Below are 25,895 nucleotides of genomic sequence, written 5' to 3' on the forward strand. Positions count from 1 at the left end.
AACTCATATGACTGAGTATGACAAATATTGCGCGCAAAATCAACAGACGTCTGACAACTATTTTCATGAAAACGGTTTAAGTTTTCTTTTTTTGGTTTTCACCGTCAAAAAGAGGATAAAGCACCCGGCTTTATCCTCTTTCCGATGATTAGTGACCCATGACGCGCCGTGGTTTTGAGCCTTCCGACGGACCGATTAAACCATTTTCTTCTAGTGCATCAATCAGACGGGCGGCCCGGTTGTAACCAATTCGGTATTTCCGTTGGATCATCGAAGTTGACGCTGTTCCTTGCGTCAAAATGAACTGGACGACTTCATCATATAGTGGATCGTCGACTTCCGTTTCCCCTTCCGGAAGATCCTTTGGAATCATCGCTTCAACATACTGGGCTTTTTGCTGGGAGATGACATGGTTGACGATTGTTTCGACTTCTTCATCCGACAAGAACGCCCCTTGGACGCGGACCGGTTTATTCATGCCGTTTCCAAGCAACAGCATATCTCCCCGTCCAAGCAGTTTGTCTGCCCCGCTCGTATCGAGAATCGTCCGGGAATCTGTCCCGCTCGAGACACTGAAGGCGATCCGCGACGGGATGTTTGCCTTGATGACACCGGTAATGATGTCAACGCTCGGCCGTTGCGTCGCAATGACCATATGAATTCCGGCTGCCCGTGCCATCTGGGCAAGACGCATGATGGCATCTTCGACTTCGTTTGAGGCGACCATCATCAAATCGGCCAACTCATCGACAATGACGACGATGTACGGCAGACGTTGATGGACTTTTTCTTCAGCGTTCATCTTATCAATCAGGGCATTGTACCCTTCGATATTCCGCGCCCCGTTCTGACTGAAGATTTCATAACGCCGTTCCATCTCCGATACGACCTGTTTTAATGCTTGAGCCGCTTTCTTCGGATCGGTCACGACCGGTGCCAGCAGATGGGGAATACCGTTGTAGACATTCAATTCAACCATTTTCGGATCGATCATCATCAACCGGACTTCATCCGGGCGGGCCCGCATCAAAATGGAGACAATCATCCCGTTGATGCAGACGGATTTTCCTGATCCGGTTGAACCGGCGACTAAGACGTGCGGCATCTTATTCAGTTTCGCCGTGACCGTCTCACCGGAAATGCTTCGACCAAGTGCCACAAGCAAGCGGTCCGGGTCGGCCTGGACACTCTCTGCTCCTAACACTTCCCGTAAGGAAACCATGGCAACTTCCCGGTTCGGAACTTCGATTCCGACGGCAGCCTTACCGGGAATCGGTGCTTCGATCCGGATATCTTTTGCCGCGAGCGCAAGCGCCAAATCATCGGCCAGTCCGGTAATCCGACTCAGTTTGATACCTTGATCCGGTTCAATCTCATATTTTGTCACACTGGGACCGAGATGAATTTTTAAGACTTTTGCTCCGATTCCGAACGATTTTAACGTCGCAATCAATTTTGTCGCATTATCTTTTAATCGTTTATTTTCTCCTGATAAATCTTTTGTGACAGGTTCTGCCAGTAGATCAAGCGACGGCAACTGATAGCCGTCCGGCGTCTCCGTCATCGTCAACGGTCCTTGTGTTTCTTTTGCTTGCGGTTCGACATGGTCTGCAAAGCCGATGATCGGAACGTCCTGAAGATTGACCGGGGCTTCTTCCGACACAATCTCTTCAATGGCTTGTTTTTTCAGTGTCTTCTTGTCATTGACCGGTTGTGCCACCGCTTCTGACTGGACCGGTTTCTTTTTCTCAGGACGTTCTTTTGCGACGGTCTGCCGTTCACGTTGCTGGAATTCTTGAATCCGTTCTCTGATTCCTAAAGCCAGCTCACTGAAAAACGTCGGGTGCAGCAAATGAATCCCTGTCACAATCAGAAATAAACCAATCATGAAGGCGCCAAAACTCGAAATATAATAGGACGAACCTTGATACAACCATGCATTCACAGCTCCGCGCGGTTGACCAAGCAGCAAGTCAATCCAGATTAACCCGCCGAGAATCAAAAACGACCAGGCCCATTTGTTTAACCGTGGTTGATTCGACAAAATCAGCAACAGCAGTCCGCCAATCAATCCGTACAGGAGTGAACCAAACTGTCCGACTTGATCTTTCGCAAACTCGGCCAGTACTTCTCCGACACGTCCAAACTGTCCAAGTGCCAATACATACGAAAGCAGCGATAGGACCGCAATGATGGCTGCATATGTACGGTATTGAATCGGCTGACGTTGCTTTTTCGCTGGTGGCCGTTTTTTTGCCGGTGTGCGTTTTCGCGGCGGGGTTTTCCGGACCGGTCCTTTTTTTGTCGTTGCCATCTTTTTCTGACCTCCTGATAAAAAAACGACTCAGCTGACCATCCATCGGCCTCCCTGAGTCGCTCCTTTTGTTAAATTTCCATGATGATCGGTAAAATCATCGGACGACGTTTTGTTTGTTCATAGAGATACGAACTTAACTTGTCACGAATCAATGACTTCATTTCCGTCCAGTCAAGCTCACCTGTTAATTTACCTTGCAGTTGCTTGGCAACAATCCGGTTCGCTTCGTTGATCATATCTTCTGATTCACGCATGTAGACGAATCCACGTGAAATGATTTCTGGTCCGGAGACAATCGTTTTGTTTTTACGGCTGATTGTGATGACACAAAGGACGACACCGTCTTGCGACAGAAGACGACGATCACGTAACACGATGTTTCCGACATCACCGACACCGATTCCGTCAATCAAGACGTTTCCGGCATTCACTTTACGTGACATCCGGGCTTTACGTTTCTCGAACTCGACGACATCCCCATTTTCAATGATGAAGATGTTGTTTGCATTGACACCAACTGTTTGTGCTAAACGGCTGTGTGCCTTCTGCATCCGGAATTCTCCATGGATCGGAACAAAGAATTTTGGTTTGATCAAGTTCAGCATCAACTTCAAGTCTTCGGCATGTCCGTGACCGGATACATGCACTTTCCGCTGGTTATAGATGACGTTTGCACCGGCGCGGAACAACAAGTCAATCGTTTTCGAAACGGATTTTTCGTTTCCGGGAATCGGAGATGCCGCAACGACGACTGTATCGTTTAAACGGATGTTGACCTGCTTATGCGCATTCCGTGCCATACGTGTGAGTGCTGCCATCGGTTCGCCTTGCGAGCCAGTTGTTAAAATCACGACTTGATTGTCATCGAGTCGATTGATATCCGACAGTTCGACCAACGTCTTTTGTTTGAAACGCAAGTAGTTCAGGCGTTGTGCCACTTCGACGATGTTGACCATGCTGCGACCAACAACAGCTACTTTACGGTTGTTGGCTTCTGCCGCTGCAAAGACTTGTTGCAGACGATGGACGTTTGATGCGAATGACGCAACGATCACGCGACCCGGTGCCTCGTAGATGACGTCGTTGAGTTCCGACCCGACCGTTGATTCCGATCCGGACATTCCGGGACGTTCAGCGTTAGTTGAGTCTGATAAGAGACAAAGGACTCCCCGCTGACCAATTGCGGCAATTTTTCCGAAATCAGCTTGTTTTCCGTCAACCGGTGTGTAATCAAATTTAAAGTCTCCCGTGTGTACGATTGCCCCTTGCGATGTTTGGATACATACCCCGACTGCATCCGGAATCGAGTGATTGACACGGAAAAATGTAATGAAATGACCTGCTACGGTTAATTTCGTCTTGGCATCAATTGGACGAAGATCTGCCTTTTTCAATAAACCGGCTTCTTTTAATTTAATTTCAATTAAACCAAGTGTTAAGCGTGTTCCATACACCGGCACTTTTAAGTCCCGTAAGACATAACTGAGAGCACCAATATGGTCCTCGTGTCCATGCGTGATGAAAATTCCTTGAATCCGCTCTTTGTTTTCTTTTAAATAACTAATGTCTGGAATGACTTTATCGATTCCAAGCATCTCATCTCCTGGGAACATTAATCCGGCATCGATTACGAAGATGTCCTCGTCGAGTTCGACGACGTACATGTTCTTACCGATTTCACCGGCGCCACCAAGAGCAAAGACGCTTACCTTTTCCGTCTTTTTCTTTGACACGATATGACCTCCTATTTGTATTCACTTTTCGTGAGCCGTCCACTTATCACTATCACTATTCTAGCCGAACTTTGCCATTCTGCCAACAACAGGGATGGTGAAAACGAAAAAAAACATCGCGCGGACCTTCTTTCGGTCCACACGATGTTCGTTTTACGGATTCAACAGCTTCTCGATTTCTTCTGTTCGGTTCGCTTTTTCCTGTCTGCTTGGTTTTTCACCTGCTTGAAGTTCATTCAAGGAATAGCCGAATGTCATCTCGAAGTGCGGATAGTCAACAAAACGTTTCCAGTCCCCACCCCATTCAAAGCCAAGCGCCTTTCCAACAGCAGCGACCTCACGCCAGTCACTTTTACCCGATTGATTTCCGTCATATTCTAAATCGTAAGAAATGTCCCCGTTTATCATTTGAACGAAGTCAATCGCTAAACCATAGTTATGCATCGATTCCCCGCCCCGGGCGTTCGTCACGACTTCTCCGGCTTGCGAGCGTCCTTGTTCATACAATGCATCCTGCTGTTTTTTCGTCCGGTATCCTTGGGTGATCCGGATGTCGATGTTGTAGCAGGAATGACTGAGACGAATCAAATCCTTGGCACCTGCGCGGACTGCCGGATGAAGTTGCTTTAACTGATCCGCACTGTCGTTGATGAGACGGTTCTCACCGGCGCGGTCTCGGGGACAACTCTCCAGTCCCAGCTCCGGCTGATCGATCAAAATGCTCGGCATTCGATTAGTCGATGCTGCCAGAAAGGAGCCGATGGCAAACATGACCAGCAGGAACAAAATCCAAATGAAGATTGTTCCCCGCTTCATTAGCGGCGTAACTTCTTCCGGATTTTTTGAAGAATCGGTAATCCTGTTTCAAGTAACAGATACAACGGCTTGTTCAGGACATAGTCAAACTCTCCGATTTTTTCAATCATTTCACTGCCCCAACCGGACTTAAAGGCATACAATCCGGCATAATGGTCATCCGGATCCGTTGACCCGCTGACACCACCAAAGTCGTATGAGATGGCGCCGTGCGCTTTCGCATGACGCATCATGGTCCACTGCATTAAATGGTTCGGCATGAACTCACGGTATTCGTTTGACGACGCACCGTACAGGTAATACGACCGTCGACCGGCTAACGTCAACAAGCCCCCCGACAGAATAACTCCGTTCGGGTGTTTTGCCGCGATGTCCATCAATTCAGTTTTCGACTTCTCTGCTTTTTCAATCTGAGCAGTCGTTTGTTCCAGTCGATTATTCAAACTGTTGATTTTTTTCTCGACCGTTTCTTTTTCGAGTTGACGATGAATCTTCGCCAATTCCTTCTCTGCTTGTAATAAGGCCGTTTCCGTATTTTCAAGCGCCCGGACGACATCCAATTTCGTCAAAAACAATGCCGCGTCTCCGGTCGGACGAAGATGGTCGTATAGATTTTCAAAGTAATCAAGACCGCGGATGGAGAATCCGTCACGTTCACCCGTTTCGACCATCAGATTGGCGAATGTTTTCAACTCTTCCCGTGATGCTTCGTAACAAACGATACCTTTTCGCTCAGCCAAACGGACATTGTAACGGAACTTCGAATGGAAGCGGTCAAAGATTTCTTTTTCCGACCCTTCAAGACTTGTCTCCATCGTAAAACGCGGTTGCGCATAATCAAATCCGCCTCCGAATCCATTGTGCTTAAACCCTAACGCCTTCATTTCTTGAAGTAAATTCGGATATTCCGTCCGATCAACGTTTGGATCGAGTTTAATGGTGATCGCCTTCCGATTTTTCGCGACTTGGATCGCTGCATCCCGTAATGCCGCAACGGCTGCCTGATCCGTATAGTCGACGACAAACCCGCGCGGAGCATAACATAACGTAAACGGTAATTTCGGAACTTTTTTAAACAATAACAGTGCAACGCCGACCAGTTGACCACTCGATGTCCCGACCGCAATCCGTTCATGTGTCCAACCGGTCGCTGCCTTGACGGATCCCCAAGCCGGTAACTGCAAGAGGTCTCCTTTAGGATGGTTTTTTACAAACTGTTCAAACTGAGCCTGTTCAATTTCAAGTTGTTGATAAGTCACTTCTTTTCCTCCAATTGGCGTATCATCTCTTTGACGAGTGCTTCTTCGTCGAGGGGTGTTTTCTCATCCCCAATGATTTGATATTTTTCATGCCCTTTTCCTGCCAGGATAACGATGTTGTCCGGGCGGGCAAGACTCGCTGCATAGCGGACCGCTTCTTCCCGGTCTCCGATTTCAACGAATTGATCGTGGAGCATCCCGGATGCGATGCCGGATGTAATTGACTCATACGATTCAAAACGGGGATCGTCCGTCGTGATGACGACAGTTCCCGCATACGTCGATGCAAGTTGCCCCATCATCGGTCGTTTCGTCACATCGCGATTACCGCCTGTTCCGATCAAGAAGATGATGTTTTCTTTCGGAACATCGACCAGTGCTTTCAGACATTGTTCAATGCCGTCCGGCGTATGGGCATAATCCACATAAATGTTGTACCCGTCGATCGGCAATCGTTGCATCCGGCCTTTTGCCGGCTGTATCTGAGTGATCGCATTCGAAATCTCAGTTAAACTGTAGCCGATTGACAGCAGGATACCCGTTGCAAGCAGTAAATTATAGACATTGAATCGACCGATAAACTGAACGGTCAATTCGACTGACTGCTCTTGATAGACCATCGTAAAGGTCGTTTCCTGAAGGGTTTGTGTAATATTTTTAGCTTGTAAGTCGGCCGGTTGCTCAATGCCGTATGTCAGTACGCGGGCACCCGTCATCATCTCAAATAAATGACTGATCTCATCATCTGCATTCAAGACCGCTACTTTCTTATCTGACAGCCGTTGTCCGAGTTGTGCGAAAAGCAAACCTTTTGCTCGTGCATAGTTTTCGAACGTCTTATGGAAATCCAGGTGGTCGTGCGTCAAATTCGTAAACCCAGCCACATCAAAATCCGTTCCGGTCACACGACCGAGCTCTAATCCATGCGAAGAAACTTCCATGATGACGTCTTCAACGCCCTCTTGATGCATCTGATGGAAAAAGGCCTGTAATTCCGAACTTTGAGGTGTCGTGTTGCGACTCGGAACGACCCGGTCCCCGATTTTGACTTCAACGGTACCGATGATTCCCGTTTTCCGCCCTAGCTGAGCCAAGACATCACGTACGATGGTCGTCGTCGTTGTTTTTCCGTTCGTTCCGGTGATTCCGATCATCCGCATCTTTTCAGAAGGATAATCGTAAAACTTCCCGGCAAGTTCTGCCATCGCTCGGGTCGTGCTCCGGACAAGAATGACAGGAATCGTCACATCGAGCAAACGTTCTGACACGATGGCGACAGCCCCCTGTGCTTCGGCCTGTTTGGCATAATCGTGTCCATCCACTGTATAACCTTTAATGGCGACAAATAACGTCCCCGGCTTCACATCACGTGAATCGGTTGTTAAGGAGGTCACGACTGCCTCTACCATACGTTCCGTTTTTTGAGTCTGAATGACTTCGATTAGTTCAGCTAAATTCAAGGGTATTCCTTCTTTCTCAACAACTTGTTTTTCAATTACATGCTATTTCAGTGTAGGGTAAGCCTCACTCGGTTTCAAGGTCTGCCTCATCGATTTCCGGCAGGATGTACGCTTTCGCCGGTGGTTCACTAAAGATATACGCAATCATTTCCTGAACGTCAGCAGGCGTAATCTGCTCCACTTCTGCAAGGACATCTTCTAATGTCGGATGCATACCAAGATGGAGTTCATTCCGGGCATTACGGTTCATATGACTCGATATACTCTCATTTCCTAAAATCAATGATCCTTTTAGCTGCTCGATGCCGTCTTCCAGCTCTTTCGTTGAGAGACCGTGTTCGAGCAACTGTTTAATTTCCGCCGAAAGAACGGTTTCGACTTCTTCCAGCGTTTCTTTTGATGTTCCGACATAAATCGTAAACGTTCCATGATCATCAAACGTCGTATAGTACGAAAAGACGGAATACGCCAATCCGCGGTCTTCACGAATCGATTGGAACAAACGGCTCGACATCGTCGCCCCAAACGCATTATTGAGTAAAGCAAGCGTCGGTAAACGGTCATCGGCAGACGGAATCGCCCGGAAATTATAACAGACATGCACTTGTTCCGTGTCTTTTTCTTTTCGTAACGCGTCACTTTTCAAGACAGGTTCAGTAATTTGTCGGATCGTGCCACTTGACTGCAGCGAACCGAATCGATTTTTAATTTTTGTAATCAGTTCCTCTGTCACATGACCCGCAACCGAAATGACGATTTGTTCCGGCGCATAGGCTTCTTGCAGATACTCGACAATCATTTTCCGGCTGAGTTGTTTGACGCTTTCCTCTGTCCCGAGAATCGGGCGGGCCATCACGTCTTCTCCGTAAGCCGCAACCGCTAACAGTTCATGTACCAAGTCGTCCGGTGTATCTTCATACATTTTAATTTCTTCAATCACGACCCGTTTTTCTTTTTCGAGTTCCTCTTCATCAAAGGTCGACTCCAAAAACATGTCTGCTAAAACATCAAATGCCGTAATGGCATGCTCGTCTAACGTCTTCACATAATAGCAGGTCTGATCTTTACTCGTGAATGCATTAATATTACCACCCAAGCGGTCAAAATAAACGGCAATTTCTTTTGCCGATTGTTTTTTTGTTCCTTTAAACATCATATGTTCAATCAAATGGCTGATTCCATGCTCATCTTTTGTTTCCGTCCGTGAACCGGCTTTAATGAAAATCCCGGTTGCCACACTTCGCGCGTTCTCAATCCGTTCACTGACGATTCGAACGCCGTTCTCTAATACGAGTCTTTCGACCATCGTTCATTCCTCCTTGAAATATGAAACAAGGTGGCCCGCGGTGCACGTATTCGCACCGTTGAGCCACCTTTGTTTTCATTAGTTACGACGTGGTGGACGTTGTCCGTCACGTGGTGGGCGAGATCCGGTATCCCGACGCGGCGGGCGGTTGTCACGCTCTGTTTTTTTCTTTTCATCGTATGCAGCACGATCTTCTGGACTCATACCTTCCACGAGAAGGACTTTATGCGACGCATTGACACGTCCTTTATCATCGACTTCCGTGACACGTACTTTCAATTTATCGCCTAATTTGACGACGTCTTCGGTTTGACCGACACGCTCAAGCGCGAGTTCCGAGATATGCACGAGGGCATCTTTCCCTTTGAACAATTCGACGAAAGCTCCGAATTTTTCGACGCGACGAACTGTACCGTCAAATTCTTCTCCGATGACGACTTCACGAACGATATCTTCAATCAACTGACGCGCACGGTTGATACCGTCTTGATCCGTTGACGCGATAAAGACTGTACCGTCTTGATCGATATCGATTTTGACACCTGTCTCATCGATGATACCGTTGATGACTTTACCGCCGGGTCCAATCACATCACGGATTTTATCCGGATTGATTTTCAACGTGACGATTTTCGGTGCATATTTAGACAACTCGACACGTGGTTCAGCAATGACTGAATTCATGTGTTCCAGGATGTGTAAACGACCAAGACGTGCTTGTTCAAGCGCCTCTTCTAAAATCTGACGCGTGATTCCACCAATCTTCATATCCATTTGTAAGGCCGTCACACCATCTTTTGTTCCAGCAACTTTAAAGTCCATATCGCCGAGGTGATCTTCCATTCCTTGGATATCTGTCAAGATGGAGTAATTTTCGCCTTCTTTGATCAAGCCCATTGCAATTCCGGCAACCGGTGCTTTCAGCGGCACACCTGCATCCATCATCGCAAGAATCGATCCACAAATTGACGCCTGTGAAGACGAACCGTTTGATTCGAGGACTTCCGAGACGAGACGAATCGTGTACGGGAAATCTGTTTCTGACGGAAGAACCGGTAACAAGGCACGTTCACCGAGTGCTCCGTGACCGATTTCACGACGACCTGGTGCGCGCATCGGACGGGCTTCCCCGACAGAGAACGGCGGGAAGTTATAATGGTGCATGAAGCGTTTTTCTGCTTTAAGTCCAAGACCGTCAATGATTTGCGCATCTCCCGCAACACCGAGCGTTGCGACGGACAAGACTTGTGTTTGACCGCGTGTGAACAGACCTGAACCGTGTGCCCGTGGCAACAGTCCGATTTCCGAATCAAGCGGACGGATTTCAGCAAGACCACGACCGTCTGGGCGGACTTTATCTTCTGTGATCAAGCGGCGGACTTCTGTCTTAACAAATTTATTTAAGACACCGGATACTTCGGCTAATTGCGCTTCCGTAATCGAGTCATCCGCTGCGTACTGATCAATGTATTTCGAAATGACTTCATTGATAGCAAGATCGCGTGCTTGTTTTTCTTCGACTTGAACGGCTGTCGTGACTTCTGCAAGCGCCTCTGCTTTCAAGCGGTTGACGAGTGTTTCGTCAAACGAAGAAACCGTATAGACGAACTTTTCTCGTCCGACCGCTGCGACGATTTCTTCTTGGAACGCAATCAATTCCTTGATGACGTCATGTCCGAGGAGAATCGCTTCAAGCATTGCTTGTTCCGAAACTTCTTTTGCTCCGGCTTCTACCATGTTGACCGCATGTTTCGTTCCGGCAACTTGAAGGTCGATATCACTTTCAGCTGCTTGGCTCATCGTCGGATTGATGATGAACTCACCGTTCACACGACCAATCGTCACGCCGGCAATCGGACCGTCAAATGGAATGTCTGAAATCGACAAGGCAATTGATGCCCCGATCATTGCTGCCACTTCCGGTGAATTATCTTCGTCAGAAGACAAGACTGTCGTTGCGACTTGGATATCATGACGGAAACCGTCTGGGAACAACGGACGGATCGGACGGTCAATCAAACGTGATGTCAAAATCGCATTTTCACCCGGACGTCCTTCGCGTTTTAGGAAACCGCCTGGAATCTTACCTGCTGCATATAGTTTTTCTTCATAGTTCACAGTTAATGGGAAGAAATCTAAGTCTTTTGGTTGTTTGGATGCTACGACCGTCGCAAGGACTGCCGTCTCACCGTAACGGATCAATGCTGCTCCGTTTGCTTGTTTGGCCAGTTGACCGATTTCAATTGTTAATGGACGTCCACCGAGTTCGGTCGAAAACGTCTGCTTTGTTTGTGACATGCACAAATCCCCTCTCACTTCTATCCGTTTTTTCATTCAAATCTAATTATGGATGTTCTTGCGCCAAATGTCCATGAATCGGCAAAAAAAAAGAAGCAGGAGACGATGCTCCTGCTTCCTTGTTGATCTGTTCGGATTAGCGACGAAGACCAAGACGCTCGATCAATGAACGGTAACGTGAAACATCCTTGTTACGAAGGTATGTGAGCAAGTTACGGCGACGACCAACCATTTTCAAGAGACCACGACGTGAGTGGTGATCCTTTTTGTGTGTACGTAAGTGATCGTTTAAAGTTGTGATCTGTTCAGTTAAAACAGCAACTTGTACTTCCGGCGAACCAGTATCGCCTTGTTTCGTAGCATAAGCTTCGATAATTTCATTTTTACGTTCTTTAGTGAGTGCCATTGTCACTCCACCTCCATCTTTTGAATGACCGTGTTGCCGAGCATCGGATGGTGAGACCTGATGCCAAGCCAACCGGCTGTACGTATTCGTACTGACTCATCATAACGAACCCGTCATCTTCTGTCAAACCGTTAATGCCTGCATCGCATGAATTTTATCTTGGGCAAGCTGTGCTTTTAAGCTGTCAATCCCGTCAAACGCACGTTCATCGCGTAAGTATGCCATCCATTCGAGTTTCAGTTCTTGTCCGTATAAATCCTCGTCAAAGGCGAGCAAATGGGTTTCGATACTGACTTCTCCCGTCTCATAAAACGTCGGTCTCCGTCCGATATTCGTCATCGCCGGAAACTTACGTCCGTCTTCAAGATGGACAAACGTCGCATAGACCCCGAGTTTCGGAATGACATAGGCAAATTCCGGACGGATGTTGGCCGTCGGAAAACCAATCTGCCGACCCCGGGCGTCACCATGAATGACAATCCCTTTCGTTTGATACGGTTCCCCTAATAACAGGGCTGCTTCCGCGACCGCTCCATCTGCAAGCAAACGACGAATCCGTGTCGAACTGACCTTTTCATCGTCTGCCTGATGTTCGGAAACCGTCGTATGATCAAATCGTCCACGGCTGTGGAAATCAAGCGTCGCCATCTTGCCTGCCCCGAACCGTCCATACGAATAATCAAATCCGGCCACAATATGGCGTGCTCCGGCAGCAATTAAATAATGATCGACGAAATCTTGTGGAGACAGTTCGGAAAAAGCGACTGTAAATTCGATGACATACACCCGGTCGATGCCGAGTTGTGCCATCTTTTCGAGTTTCCGGTCAAGCGGCGTAATGTAGAGAATCTGTTCCGTTCCGTTGCCAAGGACTTGTTTCGGATGAGGATCAAACGTCATCACTGCTACTGGCAGATTGAGTTCACGGCTTTTTTCAATTGCGGTTTGTAAAACACGTTGGTGTCCAAGATGAACGCCGTCAAAAAATCCGAGTGCGATGACCGCCGGATCTTCTGTTGGTTGTTCTGGATATGTTAAATGAATGATGTCCATTCCTGATCGCTCCGATCTTAATCGATTTGTAACATGACTTCAACGCGTCCCATATTGATCTCGGAATCAAGCCGGTAGATCGCTAAAGGGATGCCCTCTTCATTATAGACAGTAAATCGTTCAAATTCGACCGGAATGCCTGATAACTTAGCCCCATTCAATACACGGGCCGCCGTCTCGGCATCTACAGTCAACCGCGGCCACTTTTGAATGACTTGTTCAATCGGTAAGACGTACTGCATCCGCTCTTCGACAGTCTCACAGGCTTCAAGCGTAGCCAGCGTCACGGCTTCTGTTTCAGACATCAATCCTGAACTCGTCCGGCGCAACTCACTCATGTGAGCCGCATAACCCAACCGTTCACCGATTTCAACGGCAAGCGTTCGGATATAGGTTCCTTTTCCGCAAGCAATCTCGATTTGAAACCGGCAGAGTCCGTCTGCAAAAGTCAGCCCGGATGTCCGTTCCAACGTATCAATTTGGACGATCCGAGTCGGTCGTTCCACTTCGATGCCTTTACGGGCATATTCATACAATTTTTTCCCGTTTACTTTGACCGCCGAATAATACGGTGGGGTCTGTTCAATCTGTCCGGTCAGCTGCTGTAGAATTTCATCCACTTGTTGCTCCGTAATTGACGCGGGCGTGACCGGTGTTTCGCGGACGGTTTCACCGTGGGCATCTTCGGTCGTCGTCGCATATCCGATTGTCACTTCTGCCACATACCTCTTTCCTTCGTCTGTAATGAAACGTGCAAGTTTTGTAGCTCGTCCGAGACAGATCGGTAAGACACCTGTCACTTCCGGGTCAAGTGTTCCGGTATGCCCGACTTTTTTTGTCTGAAAGAGCCGGCGCAGTCGAAAGACACAGTCGTGACTCGTCATGCCTGCCGGTTTGTCCAGCGGTAATACTCCAATGGGTTCCATCTTTTTCCCTCCTAAAAAAGGGCAACCACACCTGTGGTTGCCCTCGTCTTGTTAATCCTTGTTCAAGTTCCGGAGCAACTCATCAATCCGTGATCCATACTCGACAGATGTATCGATCTCAAACAGCAATTCAGGTGTCTTGCGTAAACGGATGCGTGATCCGATTTCTTTACGCATGAACCCTTTTGACTTTTCAAGACCAACGCGCGCTTCTTCGCGCACTGTTTCATCACCGAGCACCGAATAAAAGATCGTTGCTTGTTGTAAGTCGCCTGTGACTTCAACACCAGTTACCGTAACCGCCTTGACACGCGGATCGTTCACATCTTTGATCAACATTTGCGTAATTTCTTTACGCACCTGTTCTGCTACACGATTGGAACGTACGCTCATTCTATATCCCTCCAGTTCGGATTCTGATCCGTTCTGTTACTTCCGTTTTACTTCTTCCATGATGAACGCTTCGATGACATCGTCGACTTTGATATCGTCGTACCGTTCAATCTTGATTCCACACTCGTAACCGGCTGCGACTTCTTTGACATCGTCTTTGAAGCGGCGCAACGTATCGAGTTTTCCTTCGTAAATAACAATGCTGTCACGGACGACACGAACACCTGCAGCACGTGTTAACTTACCTTCTGTGACATAACCACCTGCGATCGTTCCGACTTTCGAGACTTTGATGACGTCGCGAACTTCAGCTTGACCAATGATTTTCTCAACGAATTCAGGATCAAGAAGACCTTTCATCGCTTGTTCGATTTCTTCGATGGCATTGTAGATGATTTTGTGAAGGCGAATCTCAACCTTCTCTTGGTCTGCCATCGATTTAGCGTTACCATCCGGACGGACGTTAAAGCCGATGATGATCGCGTTGGCTGCTGAAGCCAAGATGACGTCACCTTCTGTAATCGCACCGACACCCGAGTGGACGATGTTGATTTTCGCGCCTTCGACATCGATTTTCTTGAGTGAACCGGCAAGTGCTTCGACAGAACCTTGAACGTCACCTTTGATGATGATGTTAAGGTCTTTGACTTCGCCTTCTTTGATCCGGTCGAAGAGATCTTCTAAGCTGACCTTCGCTGAATCGCGGCGTTGTGCCTCGATTTCGCGTTGGTAGCGGGCTTCCCCGATTTGACGGGCTTTTTTCTCATCTTCAAACGCAAAGAATTGATCGCCGGCTTTTGGCACGTCGTTTAATCCTGTGATTTCGATTGGTGTCGATGGACCAACTTCTTTGACACGACGACCGATATCGTTGACCATGGCCCGGATACGACCGAACGTATGACCGACAACGATTGGATCTCCGACACGAAGTGTTCCGTGTTGGACAAGCAATGTCGCGACTGGTCCGCGTCCTTTGTCGAGTTTCGCTTCGATGACTGTTCCGCGTCCGTGCATGTCCGGTGTTGATTTGTATTCTTGGACTTCCGAGACAAGCAGAATCATTTCGAGTAACTCGTCGATTCCGTCTCCCTTAAGTGCTGAAACCGGTACGAAAATCGTATCGCCGCCCCAGTCCTCGGCAACGAGTTCGAATTCCGTCAATTCTTGTTTAACACGGTCCGGGTTAGCGCCTTCTTTATCCATCTTGTTGACGGCAACGATGATTGGAACACCGGCTGCCTTCGCATGGCTGATGGCTTCTTCCGTTTGCGGCATGACACCGTCATCCGCTGCGACGACGATGATTGCGATGTCTGTGACATCTGCTCCACGTGCCCGCATCGTTGTAAACGCGGCGTGACCCGGTGTATCGAGGAACGTGATTTTCTTTCCTTCGATTTCAACTTGGTAAGCCCCGATGTGCTGTGTGATTCCGCCGGCTTCGCCTGCTGTGACTTTCGTGTTTCGGATCGAGTCAAGCAATGTTGTTTTACCGTGGTCAACGTGTCCCATGATCGTAACGACCGGTGGGCGTTCTGACAATTCGTAGTTATCGAGATTCAATTCGTATGCATCGAAGTCTGTTTCATCAACTTTGACTGTTTTCTCGACTTCAAATCCGAAGTCAGAAGCAAGCAATTCAACTGTCTCATCATCAAGATCTTGGTTAATGGTCGCCATAACGCCCATTCCCATTAATTTCATGATAAGTTCGTTTGGTTTTTTATCCATTTTTTCAGCCAATTCGCCGACTGTTAAGTTGTCTGCATATTGAACGACGTTCGCCATTGCTTCTTCTTGCGCCCGACGTGCTGCTTTTCGTTGGCTTGATTTTGAGTTTGGATCTGCTACTTCTAGTTTACGTGGTTCCACTTTTTTCTGTGGACGGCGTTTTCCACCGCGGTTATTGCGGTTTCCGAATTCTGGACGTCCGCCTTTTGTATTGCGTGATTGGTTACCTGCTGGTTTGTTAGTTGTTCCTGGTCTGTTCGGTTTATTGTCTGATTTCACTTGTTTTGGAGCCTCCGTTTTTTGGACCCGATGTTTCTCGGGATTAAATACTTTGTCGAGTTGCTGTACTGTCTGTTCATCTAAAACCGCCATATGATTCTTAACGGGTTTTTCCAGCTTTTCGAGCTGGGCGATGACCTGCTTACTCGTTACATTCTGTTCTTTCGCGAATTCGTATACACGTTTACCCAAAAGATCCACCTCCAGTTAATCGTTCGAGAGGAGTTCCGTTAGCTTTTTCGCAAATCCGGCTTCGTTGACTGACACGACAACACGCGCGTCTTTCCCAAGTGCATGTCCAAGAATGTTTCGATCTCCGACTTCGATGTACGGAACACGATAACTTGTACATTTATCCGTCACTTTCTTACGCGTGGCAGCCCCCGCATCTGCTGCTAAGAGGACGAGTTTGGCTTGTCCTCCCCGTACTTCTTTCAGTACGAGTTCTTCTCCAGTCGTCACTTTCCGCGCTCGGTTCGCGAGACCAAGGAGCGATTCCCATTTACTCATGTGTACCTCCCGCGATCGCAAGCAATTGATCATATAATGCATCTGTTGTCTTGACTTTCAGATGATGATCGAGTGTGCGCTTCTTTTTGGCTGTCGCAATGACAGTTGCATCTTTCGTCAAATAGGCGCCTCGCCCATTCATTTTACCATTAAGATCGACGACAACCTCACTGTCAGGTGTCCGGACGACCCGAATTAACTCTTTTTTAGGACGCATTTCTTGTGTGATGACACATTTGCGTAATGGTACCTTTTTTTGCACGAATTATTCCTCGCCTTCGACTTGGACCGTTTCCACGTCAACTGCTTCTGCTGTCGCAGGTTCGACTTTCATGAAGACATCCTTCAATTCCATCGATTCTGCTTCTGATTCGCTCTTGATGTCGATTTTCCATCCTGTCAACTTAGCAGCCAGACGGGCATTTTGACCGCGTTTTCCGATTGCGAGTGACAATTGGAAGTCAGGGACGACGACGATTGTTGCTTTAGCCGGTTCGTTGACGTATACAGCAACAACTTGTGCCGGGCTTAAAGCATTGGCAACATATTCTTTCGGATCATCTGAATAACGGACGATATCAATCTTTTCACCGTTTAATTCGTTGACGATACGTTGAACACGCGCGCCTTTTTGACCGACACATGCTCCGACAGGATCGATTTCGTCAGAAGCAACGGCAATTTTCGAACGGTCGCCGGCTTCACGTGCCACCGACTTCACTTCGACTTCGCCGCTCGCGATTTCCGGTACTTCGATTTCAAACAGGCGTTTTAATAAGCCCGGGTGCGTCCGCGATACGAGAATCGATGCGCCTGATCCTTTGACCATCGGATCGACTTTCGTCACGTATACTTTGATGTATTCCCGAATTCCAAAACGTTCATTCGGCATCTGTTCATGTGTCGTCAAGACTGCTTCAATACCTTCGAGGTTAACGTAGAGATTACGTGCATCTTGACGTTCGACCATCCCCGTCATGATTTCATCTTCCCGGTCGGCGAAATGATTGTAAATGCGTTCCCGTTCTGCTTCGCGCATCTTTTGTGTGACGATTTGTTTGGCTGTTTGTGCTGCAACACGTCCAAAATCACCCGGTGTCACTTCAACTTTGTGGAAATCACCCAGTTCATACGTCGGATCGATTTCGTGTGCTTCCTCGAGTGAAAGCTGTTCTTCCGGCTGCGTCAAGCGTTCAACGACCTCTTTTAAGGCGAAGACACGGATATCTCCTGTCTGCTGGTCAAACTCGACTTTTACTGCCTCCGACTCTTTTCCAAAGTTGCGACGGTAAGCGGAAATCAATGCCTGTTCGAGCGCATCGATGATGATATTCTTATCAATCTCTTTTTCTTTAGCGATTTGTTCGATTGCTTCAAGTAACTGTGGTCCCATCGTTCTCTTCCTTTCCTTAGAACACTACCGCAAGCCGCGCCATCGCGATCTTGTTCACCGGTATTTCAATTTTCAATTTACGTGTCTTCACACGGACTTCGAGTTCAAGCAACTCTTCAGAATAAGTCAGTAATGTGCCCTCGAATTCTGTTGCGTCTTTAACCGGGTCATGGGTTTTGATGTAGACATGTTTCCCGATCGCCTTTTCGAAATCCTCAGTTTTTTTGAGTGGTCGTTCGGCACCTGGACTCGCAACATCTAAATAGTAGGGTTCGTCGATCGGATCATCCTGGTTCAATGCTTCCGACAACTTTTCATTGATGTTGACACAGTCTTCCAGGTCAACGCCACCGTCTTTATCGATGGAGACACGTAGGAACCAATCCGCCCCCTCTTTGACGAATTCGACGTCGACAAGCTCCATCCCCTCACGTTCTACGATCGGTTTTGCGAGTTGTTCGACCTTCTCAGTTACGTTCGTCATCTTCATCCTCCTTCAAAAAACCAACAAGAAAGGAGCAGGTCCCCCTACTCCTTCCAAGTCGTAGTATAAAAAACATTTCCTCACTCAATATAGCATAATGCACCGTCTTAAGCAAGCATCCGCAAGGCTTTAGAGGTCAAATAACGAGAGCTGGTTCTCATCCGGAAGACCTTCGAGGCACCCGAGATTATCGAGTGTTTCGATGATTGTTTTGGACAGTTTCGCCCGTTTTTGAAGATCCTCTTTCGATAAGAACTCGCCGCCTTTTCGGGCTTCGACAATCTGTTTCGCCGCATTCGTCCCGAGTCCGGTGACGGCGTCAAACGGCGGCAGCAATGCGTCTCCATCAATCAGAAATTCAGATGCACTCGATTTATACAAATCAACTTTGCTGAAGGTAAAACCACGTTCGATCATTTCAAGCGCAATTTCAAGGACAGTGTAGAGTCCCTTGTCTTTCGCTGTCGCTTCAAATCCTTTGTCCTTGATGTCTTGCAACACTTTCCGGACCGCGGCCGATCCTTTATTCATCGCACCGATATCAAAATCACCGGCCCGGACCGTGAAGTAAGAAGCATAGTAGTACATCGGATGATGGACTTTATAATAGGCAATACGGACAGCCATCAATACATAGGCTGCGGCGTGGGCTTTCGGGAACATGTACTTGATTTTTTTACACGAATCGATGTACCAGAGCGGGACATGGTTCTCAATCATCGCTTCTTCCATCTCAATCGACAGACCCTTCCCTTTACGGACCGACTCCATGATTTTAAAGGCCAGCGACGGTTCAAGACCGGCGTAAATCAGATAGACCATGATATCATCCCGGCACCCGATGACGTCTTTTAGTTCACATGTTCCGTTATAAATCAGTTCACTGGCATTACCGAGCCAGACATCCGTTCCGTGGGACAGACCGGAAATCTGGACGAGCTCTGAAAACGTCGTCGGTTTTGTTTCTTCGAGCATCTGCCGGACGAATTTAGTTCCGAACTCGGGAATTCCGAGTGTCCCCGTTTTCGAATCGATCTGTTCCGGCGTCACGCCGATTGATTCTGTCGAACTGAAGATCTTCATGACTTCGGCATCATCGACCGGAATCGTTTTCGGATCACGTCCCGATAAATCCTGTAACATTCGGATCATCGTCGGATCATCGTGTCCGAGAATATCGAGTTTCAACAAATTATCGTGAATCGAGTGGAAGTCAAAGTGAGTCGTCTTCCACTCGGATCCCATGTCATCCGCCGGGAACTGGATCGGACTGATATCATAAATGTCCATATAGTCCGGAACAACGATGATTCCCCCGGGGTGCTGTCCGGTCGTCCGTTTGACACCGGTCACTCCGCTGACGAGCCGGTCGACTTCGGCATTCCGGTAATTGAGATCATTTTCTGACTGATACCCTTTGACATACCCATATGCCGTTTTCTCGGCAATCGTACCGATCGTTCCGGCCCGGTAGACATAATCATCTCCGAACAAAACTTTTGTATAGGCGTGGGCTTTCGGCTGGTATTCCCCGCTGAAGTTCAAATCGATATCTGGAACTTTATCCCCTTTGAATCCGAGGAAAGTCTCAAACGGAATGTCATGCCCGTCTTTAATTAACGGCACATCACACGTCTTACACGTTTTATCCGGTAAGTCGAATCCGGAACCGACCGATCCGTCATCAAAGAATTCCGATTCCTTACAATTCGGACAGACATAGTGCGGCGGCAACGGATTCACTTCCGTAATCTCCGTCATCGTCGCGACAAGACTTGACCCGACTGACCCCCGCGAACCGACAAGGTATCCGTCATCAAGGGATTTCTTAACAAGTTTGTGCGAAATCAGATAGATGACGGCAAATCCGTGTCCGATAATCGACTTGAGTTCTTTTTCCAGTCTGGCCTCGACGATTTCCGGCAACACATCACCGTAAATCTGATGCGCCATATCATATGACAGTGAGCGGACTTCTTCATCGGCACCTTCGATTTTCGGAGTGAACAGATCTTTTGGAATGATATCGATATTTTCGAACCAGCCGGCCACTTGCTGGCTGTTCGTAATGACGAGTCGTTCCGATACATCCGGTCCTAAAAATTTAAAGTCACTCATCATTTCCTGCGTCGTCCGGAAATGAGCCGGCGGCAGTTGTTTTCTCATATTGAGCATATTGGCGCCGCCTTGGGTCCGAATCAAGACTTCCCGGTACGTTGCATCATGTTGATCGAGGTAATGAACGTTTCCTGTCGCAACCGGCAAGATATCATTTTCTTCCGCCACGCGGATAACTTTTTTGATCAGTTCCCGCAGCTCCAGTTCATTTTGAACGATTTCCCGTTCAATCAAATGACCGTACATCGCCGGCGGCTGAATTTCAATGAAATCATAAAAACGCATGACCTTCGCTAAATCTTCGTCCGACTTGTTGAGGGCAGCATCAAACACTTCCCCGTTGTCACAAGCGGAACCGATAATTAATCCGTCCCGGTGTGCGACCAGTTGCGAACGCGGCGTCCGGACGACCCGGTGAACGTGTTTCGTATGCGCAAGCGAAATCAATTGATACAGATTTTTGAGCCCGGTCCGGTTTTTCGCATAGACCGTCGCATGATACGGACGAGCCCGCGATATGTCTTTCCCCATTTCCCGGTTCAGCGAAAGGTGCGTTTTCATATTAAACATCTCATCTGCCATCTGCAGTAGTTTGAGCATCAAGTACCCGGTTGCTTCCGCATCGTAAATCGCCCGGTGATGCTGGGTCAATTCGATATCAAAGCGTTTCGCGAGCGTATTCAGCCGGTGATTCTTGAGACTCGGCATCAGGACCCGTGCCAGTTCCAGCGTATCGATGACCGGTAACGTTGATTCTTCATGATTACCGGACCGCAGTGTCGCATTCAGGAAGCCGATATCAAAAGACGCATTATGGGCGACGAGAATCGAGTCGCCGGCCCAGTCCATGAATTCCTTGACGACTTGTTCCGGATCCGGTTTTCCGCGGACCATTTCATCGGTAATTCCCGTCAAGTCAATCGTCGTCGCCGACAATAAATGTTTCGGATCGGCAAAAGCTTCAAACTTGTCAATGACGTCACCGTCATAAATTTTAACGGCAGCGAGCTCGATGATTTTGTTGTACATGGCAGACAACCCGGTCGTCTCGACGTCAAAGACGACGAATGTTGCTTTTTCTAATTCTTGATCCACCGGATGATAGGCGACTTGCACCCCGTCATTGACGACGTTCGCTTCAATCCCGTATAAAATCTTGATATCATTTTTCTTTCCGGCATAATACGCGTCCGGAAAACTCTGAGCCCCGGCATGATCCGTGATGGCAACTGCCGGATGTCCCCAGGCAGCCGCCCGTTCGACGTATTTCGTCACGTTCATGACGGCATCCATCTGACTCATTTGTGAATGGGCATGCAACTCGACCCGTTTTTCACCGGCCCAAGGATCAGCCGGCAATTCCATTTTGACTTCGGACAATTGGGCAATCATCATACATAAGTCACGTAAGAACGTATCAAATTCAACACGACCCGCCACTTGAATCCACATGCCTTTTTTGATCGCCGACAAGATTTTGACATCCGTCTCGTCCCGGGCAAACATTTTGACGACAAGTGAATCCGTATAGTCGGTCAGTTTAAAAGTAAAGATTGTTTTCCCGCTGCGGAGTTCACGGCTTTCCGCCGCAAAAACAAGTCCGCGGATAGCAATCCGGCGCTCTTCATCTTGAATCGTCTTGATTGGTACAACTTCATCCTGAATCGGTTTTCCAATCCGGATATCAATCGGACCTTCATCATCGTCACGGGATTGTTCCCGTTTGAATTGCAGTTCAAGCATCCGTTTTGCTTCATCAATATCTTCTTGTTTGACCTGGTTCCGTAACTCTTCCTGCTCGGTCTGGTCCATTTGGACGACCGGTTCACACACAAATTTCGGGAACCCGTATGCCCCGTATAACAATTGCATTTCACCGCACAAATCGTTTTTCAGGAATCCGGCTTCCGGTTCACTGCGGACCGGAATAAACAATTTATTGTCCCGGTATTCCGGTAGAACCCGACTCAGATGACTCCGCATCGCTGACGAAGCATCGGCCAGGTCTTCAACGATATACGGCCAATAATCAATAAACAGTTTGGCATCGGGACGTTGCTCGGATTCAAGCAGCAGTTTGACCTCTGCAAACTGTTGGTAACGGCTCTTCAACCGACTGTAAAACATCTGATAGACGTTCTGGGGTAAAATTTGTGGCAGCCGAATATGGAAAGTCCACGTTGCAGTTGCTTTTTGGACCCGTAATTTTTCAAGTGAAGCATCTGTAAAAAACTCTTCGACGATGCCGGTCGGTAATTCTAAATCGCTCATCAAGAGCGCCATGCGTTGTTGTGTATCCACTCGCATTTGTGCTGTCGTTGTTGCTTCACACCATGACAGCCACTCCTCCTCCTCTTGCAGATTGCCCAAGGGGCGAATGGGTGTGAGACAAGAAAACAGTCACTTTACGAAAAGTGACCGTTCCCATTACTTATTGTAAACCTTCATAAAGCGAACGAACAGCTTCAAGAAGATCTGCTTGTTGAATTTCTTCTGCTTCGCCGCCGCGTCGTGCTTTCAGTTCCACGATACCGTCCGGTGCTTTTTTACCGACATTGATCCGGACAGGCAGTCCGATCAAGTCTGCGTCGGCAAATTTGACACCGGCACGTTCTTTGCGATCGTCAAAGAGGACCGAGAAACCGGCAGCCGTCAGTTCACGGTAAACCGTTTCTGCCACTTCCAACTGCTCTGCATTTTTACCGTTAACGGCAATCAAATGAACATCAAATGGTGCGATTGCTTTCGGCCAGATGATTCCCCGCTCGTCGTAATGTTGTTCGACGACGGCAGACATCGTCCGCGAAACGCCGATTCCGTAACAACCCATGATCAACGGTTGGGCTTTTCCGCCTTCATCGAGGAAGGTCGCATTCATGCCTTCTGAATAACGAGTTCCGAGTTTAAAGACTTGTCCGACTTCGATTCCCCGGGCGAACTTCACGTGCCCTTGTCCGTCTGGTGACACGTCCCCTTCTTCGACGAATCGTAAATCCGTATACTCCGCTTCAAAATCACGGCTTGAATCGACATGCACGTAGTGTGTTTCCGACTTGTTTGCGCCGCAAACCGAATTCGTCAATGCCCGAACTGCATAATCCGCCACAACCTTCATGTCGGCTCCGATCGGTCCGAGCGTGCCCGGCGTCGAATGGAGGGCCTGTTCGATTTCTTCGTCTGTTGCCATCATGATATCAAGTGCTCCGAGGTAATTTTTCAGCTTAATGTCGTTGACTTCATGATCACCACGAACAAGCGCCATCACGAGACCCTGTTCTGTCTTGAAGACAACGGTCTTAATGGACTCCTGTTCAGGTAATCCAAGCACTGCACTGACTGCTTCAATTGTTTTGGCGTCTCCTGTGTGGACTTCTTCCAACGCTTCCGGTGCTTTATCCTGCTTCGTATACTGATCGACTGATTCTGCCATTTCCAAGTTCGCAGCATAATCCGACTGATCAGAGTAGACGATTGTATCTTCTCCGATTGCAGCTAACGCATGGAACTCATGTGTTCCACTTCCACCGATTGCACCGGAATCTGCGACGACTGGACGGAATTCAAGTCCAACACGCGTGAAGATTTTTGTATAGGCATCAAACATGTTTTGATACTCTTCTTCCAAACTCTCTTGCGTCGAATGGAATGAATACGCATCCTTCATGATGAATTCACGGCCACGGAGTAATCCGAACCGCGGACGCCGTTCATCTCGGTATTTCATTTGAATCTGGAACAGGTTAACCGGTAATTTTTTATAGGAGTTCAGCTCATCACGGACGATGGACGTAATCAATTCTTCATGTGTCGCACCCAGCGCAAACCGTCGATCGTGACGGTCAGTCAGACGCATCAGTTCCGGACCGTAAATGTCCCAGCGTCCGGTCTCTTCCCATAGTTCTGCCGGCTGAATGGCTGGCATCAACAGTTCCTGTGCACCCGCGTTCTCCATCTCTTGACGGATGATCGTCTCGACTTTTGACAGGACACGTTTCGCCAGTGGGAGATAGGAGTAGATTCCCGCAGCATTTTGACGCATGAATCCCGCCCGTAACAAAAGCTGATGACTGATGGCTTCTGCATCGGATGGTACTTCACGTAAAGTTGGCATAAATAGTTTGGATTGTTTCATGTGAGTCGTGAACCCCTTTGACTAATAATTTAAAAGAACTTCTGAATATCGTTCCATGTGACGACCAGCATCAAGAGCATCAACAGTGCAAATCCAACAAAATGGACCAGCCCTTCTTTTTGCGGATCGACCGGTTTCCCGCGTAACGCTTCTAAAAACAGGAACAATAATCGGCCGCCGTCTAAAGCAGGTAACGGCAATAAGTTGAATACAGCCAAGTTAACCGAGAGCAGTGCAGTCCACGTGAGCAACATCGAAAATCCGCTGTCCGCGACTTGATCCGTCATCTTGACGATTCCGACTGGACCGGATAATTGATCGACGCCGACGACACCTGTTACGAGATCTCCGACCGCTCCGACGATTAAAGTCGACATCCGCCATGTTTCAGAAACCCCTGTCTGTAAAGCAGTTCCGAATGATTTTTCTGTTTCGTTCGTCACACCGATGATTCCGACTTTCTGATCACCTTGCTGTTGGACTTTCGGTGTGATGGACGTCGTTTGTTCCTGACCATCTCGTTCGTAGACGACGGTCGTCTTTTTCCCGGCCTGATCTTGGAAGCCAGCACGTAAATCCGTCCATTTGTCCGTTTCTGTTCCATCGACGGAAACGATCCGGTCCCCTTCGACAAGACCTGCTTTGTCGGCCGGAGATCCTTTTTGTACCGTTCCGATGACACTGTCTCCGGTCGGTGAACCGTTATACAATGCTAAGCCGAACAAGATAACAAACGCGAGGACAAAGTTCATTGCCGGACCTGCAGCGATGGCTAAGACACGTTTGAAAACTGATTTTGATCCGAACGTTCGATCATATGGCGCAATCTGTGTTTTCGTTTGTCCCTCGACAAGAAAAGCCGTCTTTGAGACCGGATAACGTGTTGACACCTCGTCTTGTAAGGCGATGACTTCTAACTTGTGCAGCAAATCAATTTTTTCAACCGTTACGACTTGATCCGCTTCCGGACGGGAAGCATCCAGATACATCGTCTCAATGACACCGTCACGAAGTCCTAAGCCGATGGTCTGTCCCGGTTTAACTTCGACGAATTCCGGTTCTTCACCGGCCATTTTGACATATCCGCCGATTGGTAACAGACGAACCGTGTACAACGTCTCATTTTTGAAAAAAGAAAAAATTTTCGGACCAAATCCGATGGCAAATTCGCGGCAGAGAATTCCTGCCCGTTTGGCCATGACGAGATGACCCCATTCATGTACGGCAACAAGTACACCGAACATCAATACGATTGATATAAAGGTCGTCATTGTTATC

19 protein-coding genes are annotated in these 25,895 nt (G+C 48.1%); all 19 read right to left on the reverse strand.

Annotated features, from left to right (window positions below; all coding sequences use genetic code 11):
- Positions 1-148: 148 nt before the first annotated feature.
- The 19 genes from R7V76_RS04675 to rseP all read right to left on the reverse strand — a co-directional run bounded on the left by R7V76_RS04675 (position 149) and on the right by rseP (position 25,888).
- Positions 149-2,314 (reverse strand): DNA translocase FtsK, encoded by a 2,166-nt coding sequence (locus tag R7V76_RS04675; RefSeq protein ID WP_318091450.1) that lies wholly within the window; start codon positions 2,312-2,314, stop codon positions 149-151.
- Between the two features lie 71 nt (positions 2,315-2,385).
- Complete coding sequence (locus R7V76_RS04680) at positions 2,386-4,050, reverse strand: ribonuclease J (RefSeq protein WP_026828051.1); 1,665 nt, start codon at positions 4,048-4,050, stop codon at positions 2,386-2,388.
- Positions 4,051-4,203: 153 nt separating this feature from the next.
- Positions 4,204-4,866, reverse strand: a complete 663-nt coding sequence (locus R7V76_RS04685) for a M15 family metallopeptidase (RefSeq protein WP_318091451.1) — start codon at positions 4,864-4,866, stop codon at positions 4,204-4,206.
- Positions 4,866-6,125, reverse strand: a complete 1,260-nt coding sequence (locus R7V76_RS04690; protein WP_318091452.1) for a lipid II:glycine glycyltransferase FemX — start codon at positions 6,123-6,125, stop codon at positions 4,866-4,868. Before R7V76_RS04690 ends, R7V76_RS04685 begins: the two co-directional genes overlap by 1 nt.
- The gene (locus tag R7V76_RS04695; RefSeq protein WP_318091453.1) at positions 6,122-7,585 is read right to left on the reverse strand and encodes a UDP-N-acetylmuramoyl-L-alanyl-D-glutamate--2,6-diaminopimelate ligase; all 1,464 of its coding nucleotides are present in this window, start codon (positions 7,583-7,585) and stop codon (positions 6,122-6,124) included. The genes R7V76_RS04690 and R7V76_RS04695 overlap by 4 nt, the downstream gene beginning before the upstream one ends.
- A gap of 64 nt (positions 7,586-7,649) precedes the next feature.
- Positions 7,650-8,891, reverse strand: a complete 1,242-nt coding sequence (locus tag R7V76_RS04700) for a M16 family metallopeptidase (protein ID WP_318091454.1) — start codon at positions 8,889-8,891, stop codon at positions 7,650-7,652.
- A gap of 78 nt (positions 8,892-8,969) precedes the next feature.
- The gene (gene pnp / locus R7V76_RS04705) at positions 8,970-11,189 is read right to left on the reverse strand and encodes a polyribonucleotide nucleotidyltransferase (protein WP_318091455.1); all 2,220 of its coding nucleotides are present in this window, start codon (positions 11,187-11,189) and stop codon (positions 8,970-8,972) included.
- 136 nt (positions 11,190-11,325) lie between these two features.
- Positions 11,326-11,595 carry a 30S ribosomal protein S15 gene (gene rpsO, locus R7V76_RS04710; protein ID WP_012370703.1) on the reverse strand — a complete coding sequence of 90 codons (270 nt, stop codon included), beginning with the start codon at positions 11,593-11,595 and terminating at the stop codon, positions 11,326-11,328.
- A gap of 123 nt (positions 11,596-11,718) precedes the next feature.
- Positions 11,719-12,648 (reverse strand): bifunctional riboflavin kinase/FAD synthetase, encoded by a 930-nt coding sequence (locus R7V76_RS04715; RefSeq protein ID WP_318091456.1) that lies wholly within the window; start codon positions 12,646-12,648, stop codon positions 11,719-11,721.
- Between the two features lie 17 nt (positions 12,649-12,665).
- Positions 12,666-13,574 carry a tRNA pseudouridine(55) synthase TruB gene (truB, locus tag R7V76_RS04720; RefSeq protein WP_318091458.1) on the reverse strand — a complete coding sequence of 303 codons (909 nt, stop codon included), beginning with the start codon at positions 13,572-13,574 and terminating at the stop codon, positions 12,666-12,668.
- A gap of 51 nt (positions 13,575-13,625) precedes the next feature.
- Positions 13,626-13,967, reverse strand: coding sequence for a 30S ribosome-binding factor RbfA (gene rbfA / locus R7V76_RS04725; RefSeq protein WP_012370706.1), 342 nt, complete (start codon positions 13,965-13,967; stop codon positions 13,626-13,628).
- Positions 13,968-14,003: 36 nt separating this feature from the next.
- On the reverse strand, positions 14,004-16,172 hold the full coding sequence (gene infB, locus R7V76_RS04730; protein ID WP_026828043.1) for a translation initiation factor IF-2: 2,169 nt from the start codon (positions 16,170-16,172) through the stop codon (positions 14,004-14,006).
- A 15-nt stretch (positions 16,173-16,187) separates the two neighbouring features.
- Positions 16,188-16,490 carry a YlxQ family RNA-binding protein gene (locus R7V76_RS04735; RefSeq protein ID WP_012370708.1) on the reverse strand — a complete coding sequence of 101 codons (303 nt, stop codon included), beginning with the start codon at positions 16,488-16,490 and terminating at the stop codon, positions 16,188-16,190.
- Positions 16,483-16,752: an RNase P modulator RnpM gene (rnpM, locus tag R7V76_RS04740; protein ID WP_012370709.1), complete on the reverse strand. Its 270-nt coding sequence runs from the start codon at positions 16,750-16,752 to the stop codon at positions 16,483-16,485. The genes R7V76_RS04735 and rnpM overlap by 8 nt, the downstream gene beginning before the upstream one ends.
- A gap of 3 nt (positions 16,753-16,755) precedes the next feature.
- The gene (nusA, locus tag R7V76_RS04745; protein ID WP_214764120.1) at positions 16,756-17,883 is read right to left on the reverse strand and encodes a transcription termination factor NusA; all 1,128 of its coding nucleotides are present in this window, start codon (positions 17,881-17,883) and stop codon (positions 16,756-16,758) included.
- 16 nt (positions 17,884-17,899) lie between these two features.
- Entirely contained in the window at positions 17,900-18,367 is a 468-nt protein-coding gene (rimP, locus tag R7V76_RS04750) for a ribosome maturation factor RimP (RefSeq protein ID WP_318091459.1), read from the reverse strand.
- 129 nt (positions 18,368-18,496) lie between these two features.
- On the reverse strand, positions 18,497-22,792 hold the full coding sequence (locus tag R7V76_RS04755) for a PolC-type DNA polymerase III (RefSeq protein ID WP_318091535.1): 4,296 nt from the start codon (positions 22,790-22,792) through the stop codon (positions 18,497-18,499).
- Between the two features lie 124 nt (positions 22,793-22,916).
- A complete protein-coding gene (locus R7V76_RS04760; RefSeq protein ID WP_318091460.1) occupies positions 22,917-24,617 on the reverse strand; it encodes a proline--tRNA ligase in 1,701 nt (566 codons plus the stop codon).
- A gap of 29 nt (positions 24,618-24,646) precedes the next feature.
- Positions 24,647-25,888: an RIP metalloprotease RseP gene (gene rseP / locus R7V76_RS04765; RefSeq protein ID WP_318091461.1), complete on the reverse strand. Its 1,242-nt coding sequence runs from the start codon at positions 25,886-25,888 to the stop codon at positions 24,647-24,649.
- Between the last annotated feature and the right edge of the window lie 7 nt (positions 25,889-25,895).

The organism is Exiguobacterium artemiae (genome assembly GCF_033342815.1).
Lineage (GTDB): Bacteria > Bacillota > Bacilli > Exiguobacteriales > Exiguobacteriaceae > Exiguobacterium_A > Exiguobacterium_A artemiae_A.

Coding starts and splice junctions, on each gene's coding strand:
- R7V76_RS04675 (WP_318091450.1), bottom strand. CDS start 2,314: ATGGCAACGACAAAAAAAGGACCGGTCCGGAAAACCCCGCCGCGAAAA.
- R7V76_RS04685 (WP_318091451.1), bottom strand. CDS start 4,866: ATGAAGCGGGGAACAATCTTCATTTGGATTTTGTTCCTGCTGGTCATG.
- R7V76_RS04700 (WP_318091454.1), bottom strand. CDS start 8,891: ATGGTCGAAAGACTCGTATTAGAGAACGGCGTTCGAATCGTCAGTGAA.
- pnp (WP_318091455.1), bottom strand. CDS start 11,189: ATGTCACAAACAAAGCAGACGTTTTCGACCGAACTCGGTGGACGTCCA.
- rpsO (WP_012370703.1), bottom strand. CDS start 11,595: ATGGCACTCACTAAAGAACGTAAAAATGAAATTATCGAAGCTTATGCT.
- R7V76_RS04715 (WP_318091456.1), bottom strand. CDS start 12,648: ATGGACATCATTCATTTAACATATCCAGAACAACCAACAGAAGATCCG.
- truB (WP_318091458.1), bottom strand. CDS start 13,574: ATGGAACCCATTGGAGTATTACCGCTGGACAAACCGGCAGGCATGACG.
- rbfA (WP_012370706.1), bottom strand. CDS start 13,967: ATGAGCGTACGTTCCAATCGTGTAGCAGAACAGGTGCGTAAAGAAATT.
- R7V76_RS04735 (WP_012370708.1), bottom strand. CDS start 16,490: ATGAGTAAATGGGAATCGCTCCTTGGTCTCGCGAACCGAGCGCGGAAA.
- nusA (WP_214764120.1), bottom strand. CDS start 17,883: ATGGGACCACAGTTACTTGAAGCAATCGAACAAATCGCTAAAGAAAAA.
- rimP (WP_318091459.1), bottom strand. CDS start 18,367: ATGACGAACGTAACTGAGAAGGTCGAACAACTCGCAAAACCGATCGTA.
- R7V76_RS04755 (WP_318091535.1), bottom strand. CDS start 22,792: ATGCGAGTGGATACACAACAACGCATGGCGCTCTTGATGAGCGATTTA.
- R7V76_RS04760 (WP_318091460.1), bottom strand. CDS start 24,617: ATGAAACAATCCAAACTATTTATGCCAACTTTACGTGAAGTACCATCC.
- rseP (WP_318091461.1), bottom strand. CDS start 25,888: ATGACGACCTTTATATCAATCGTATTGATGTTCGGTGTACTTGTTGCC.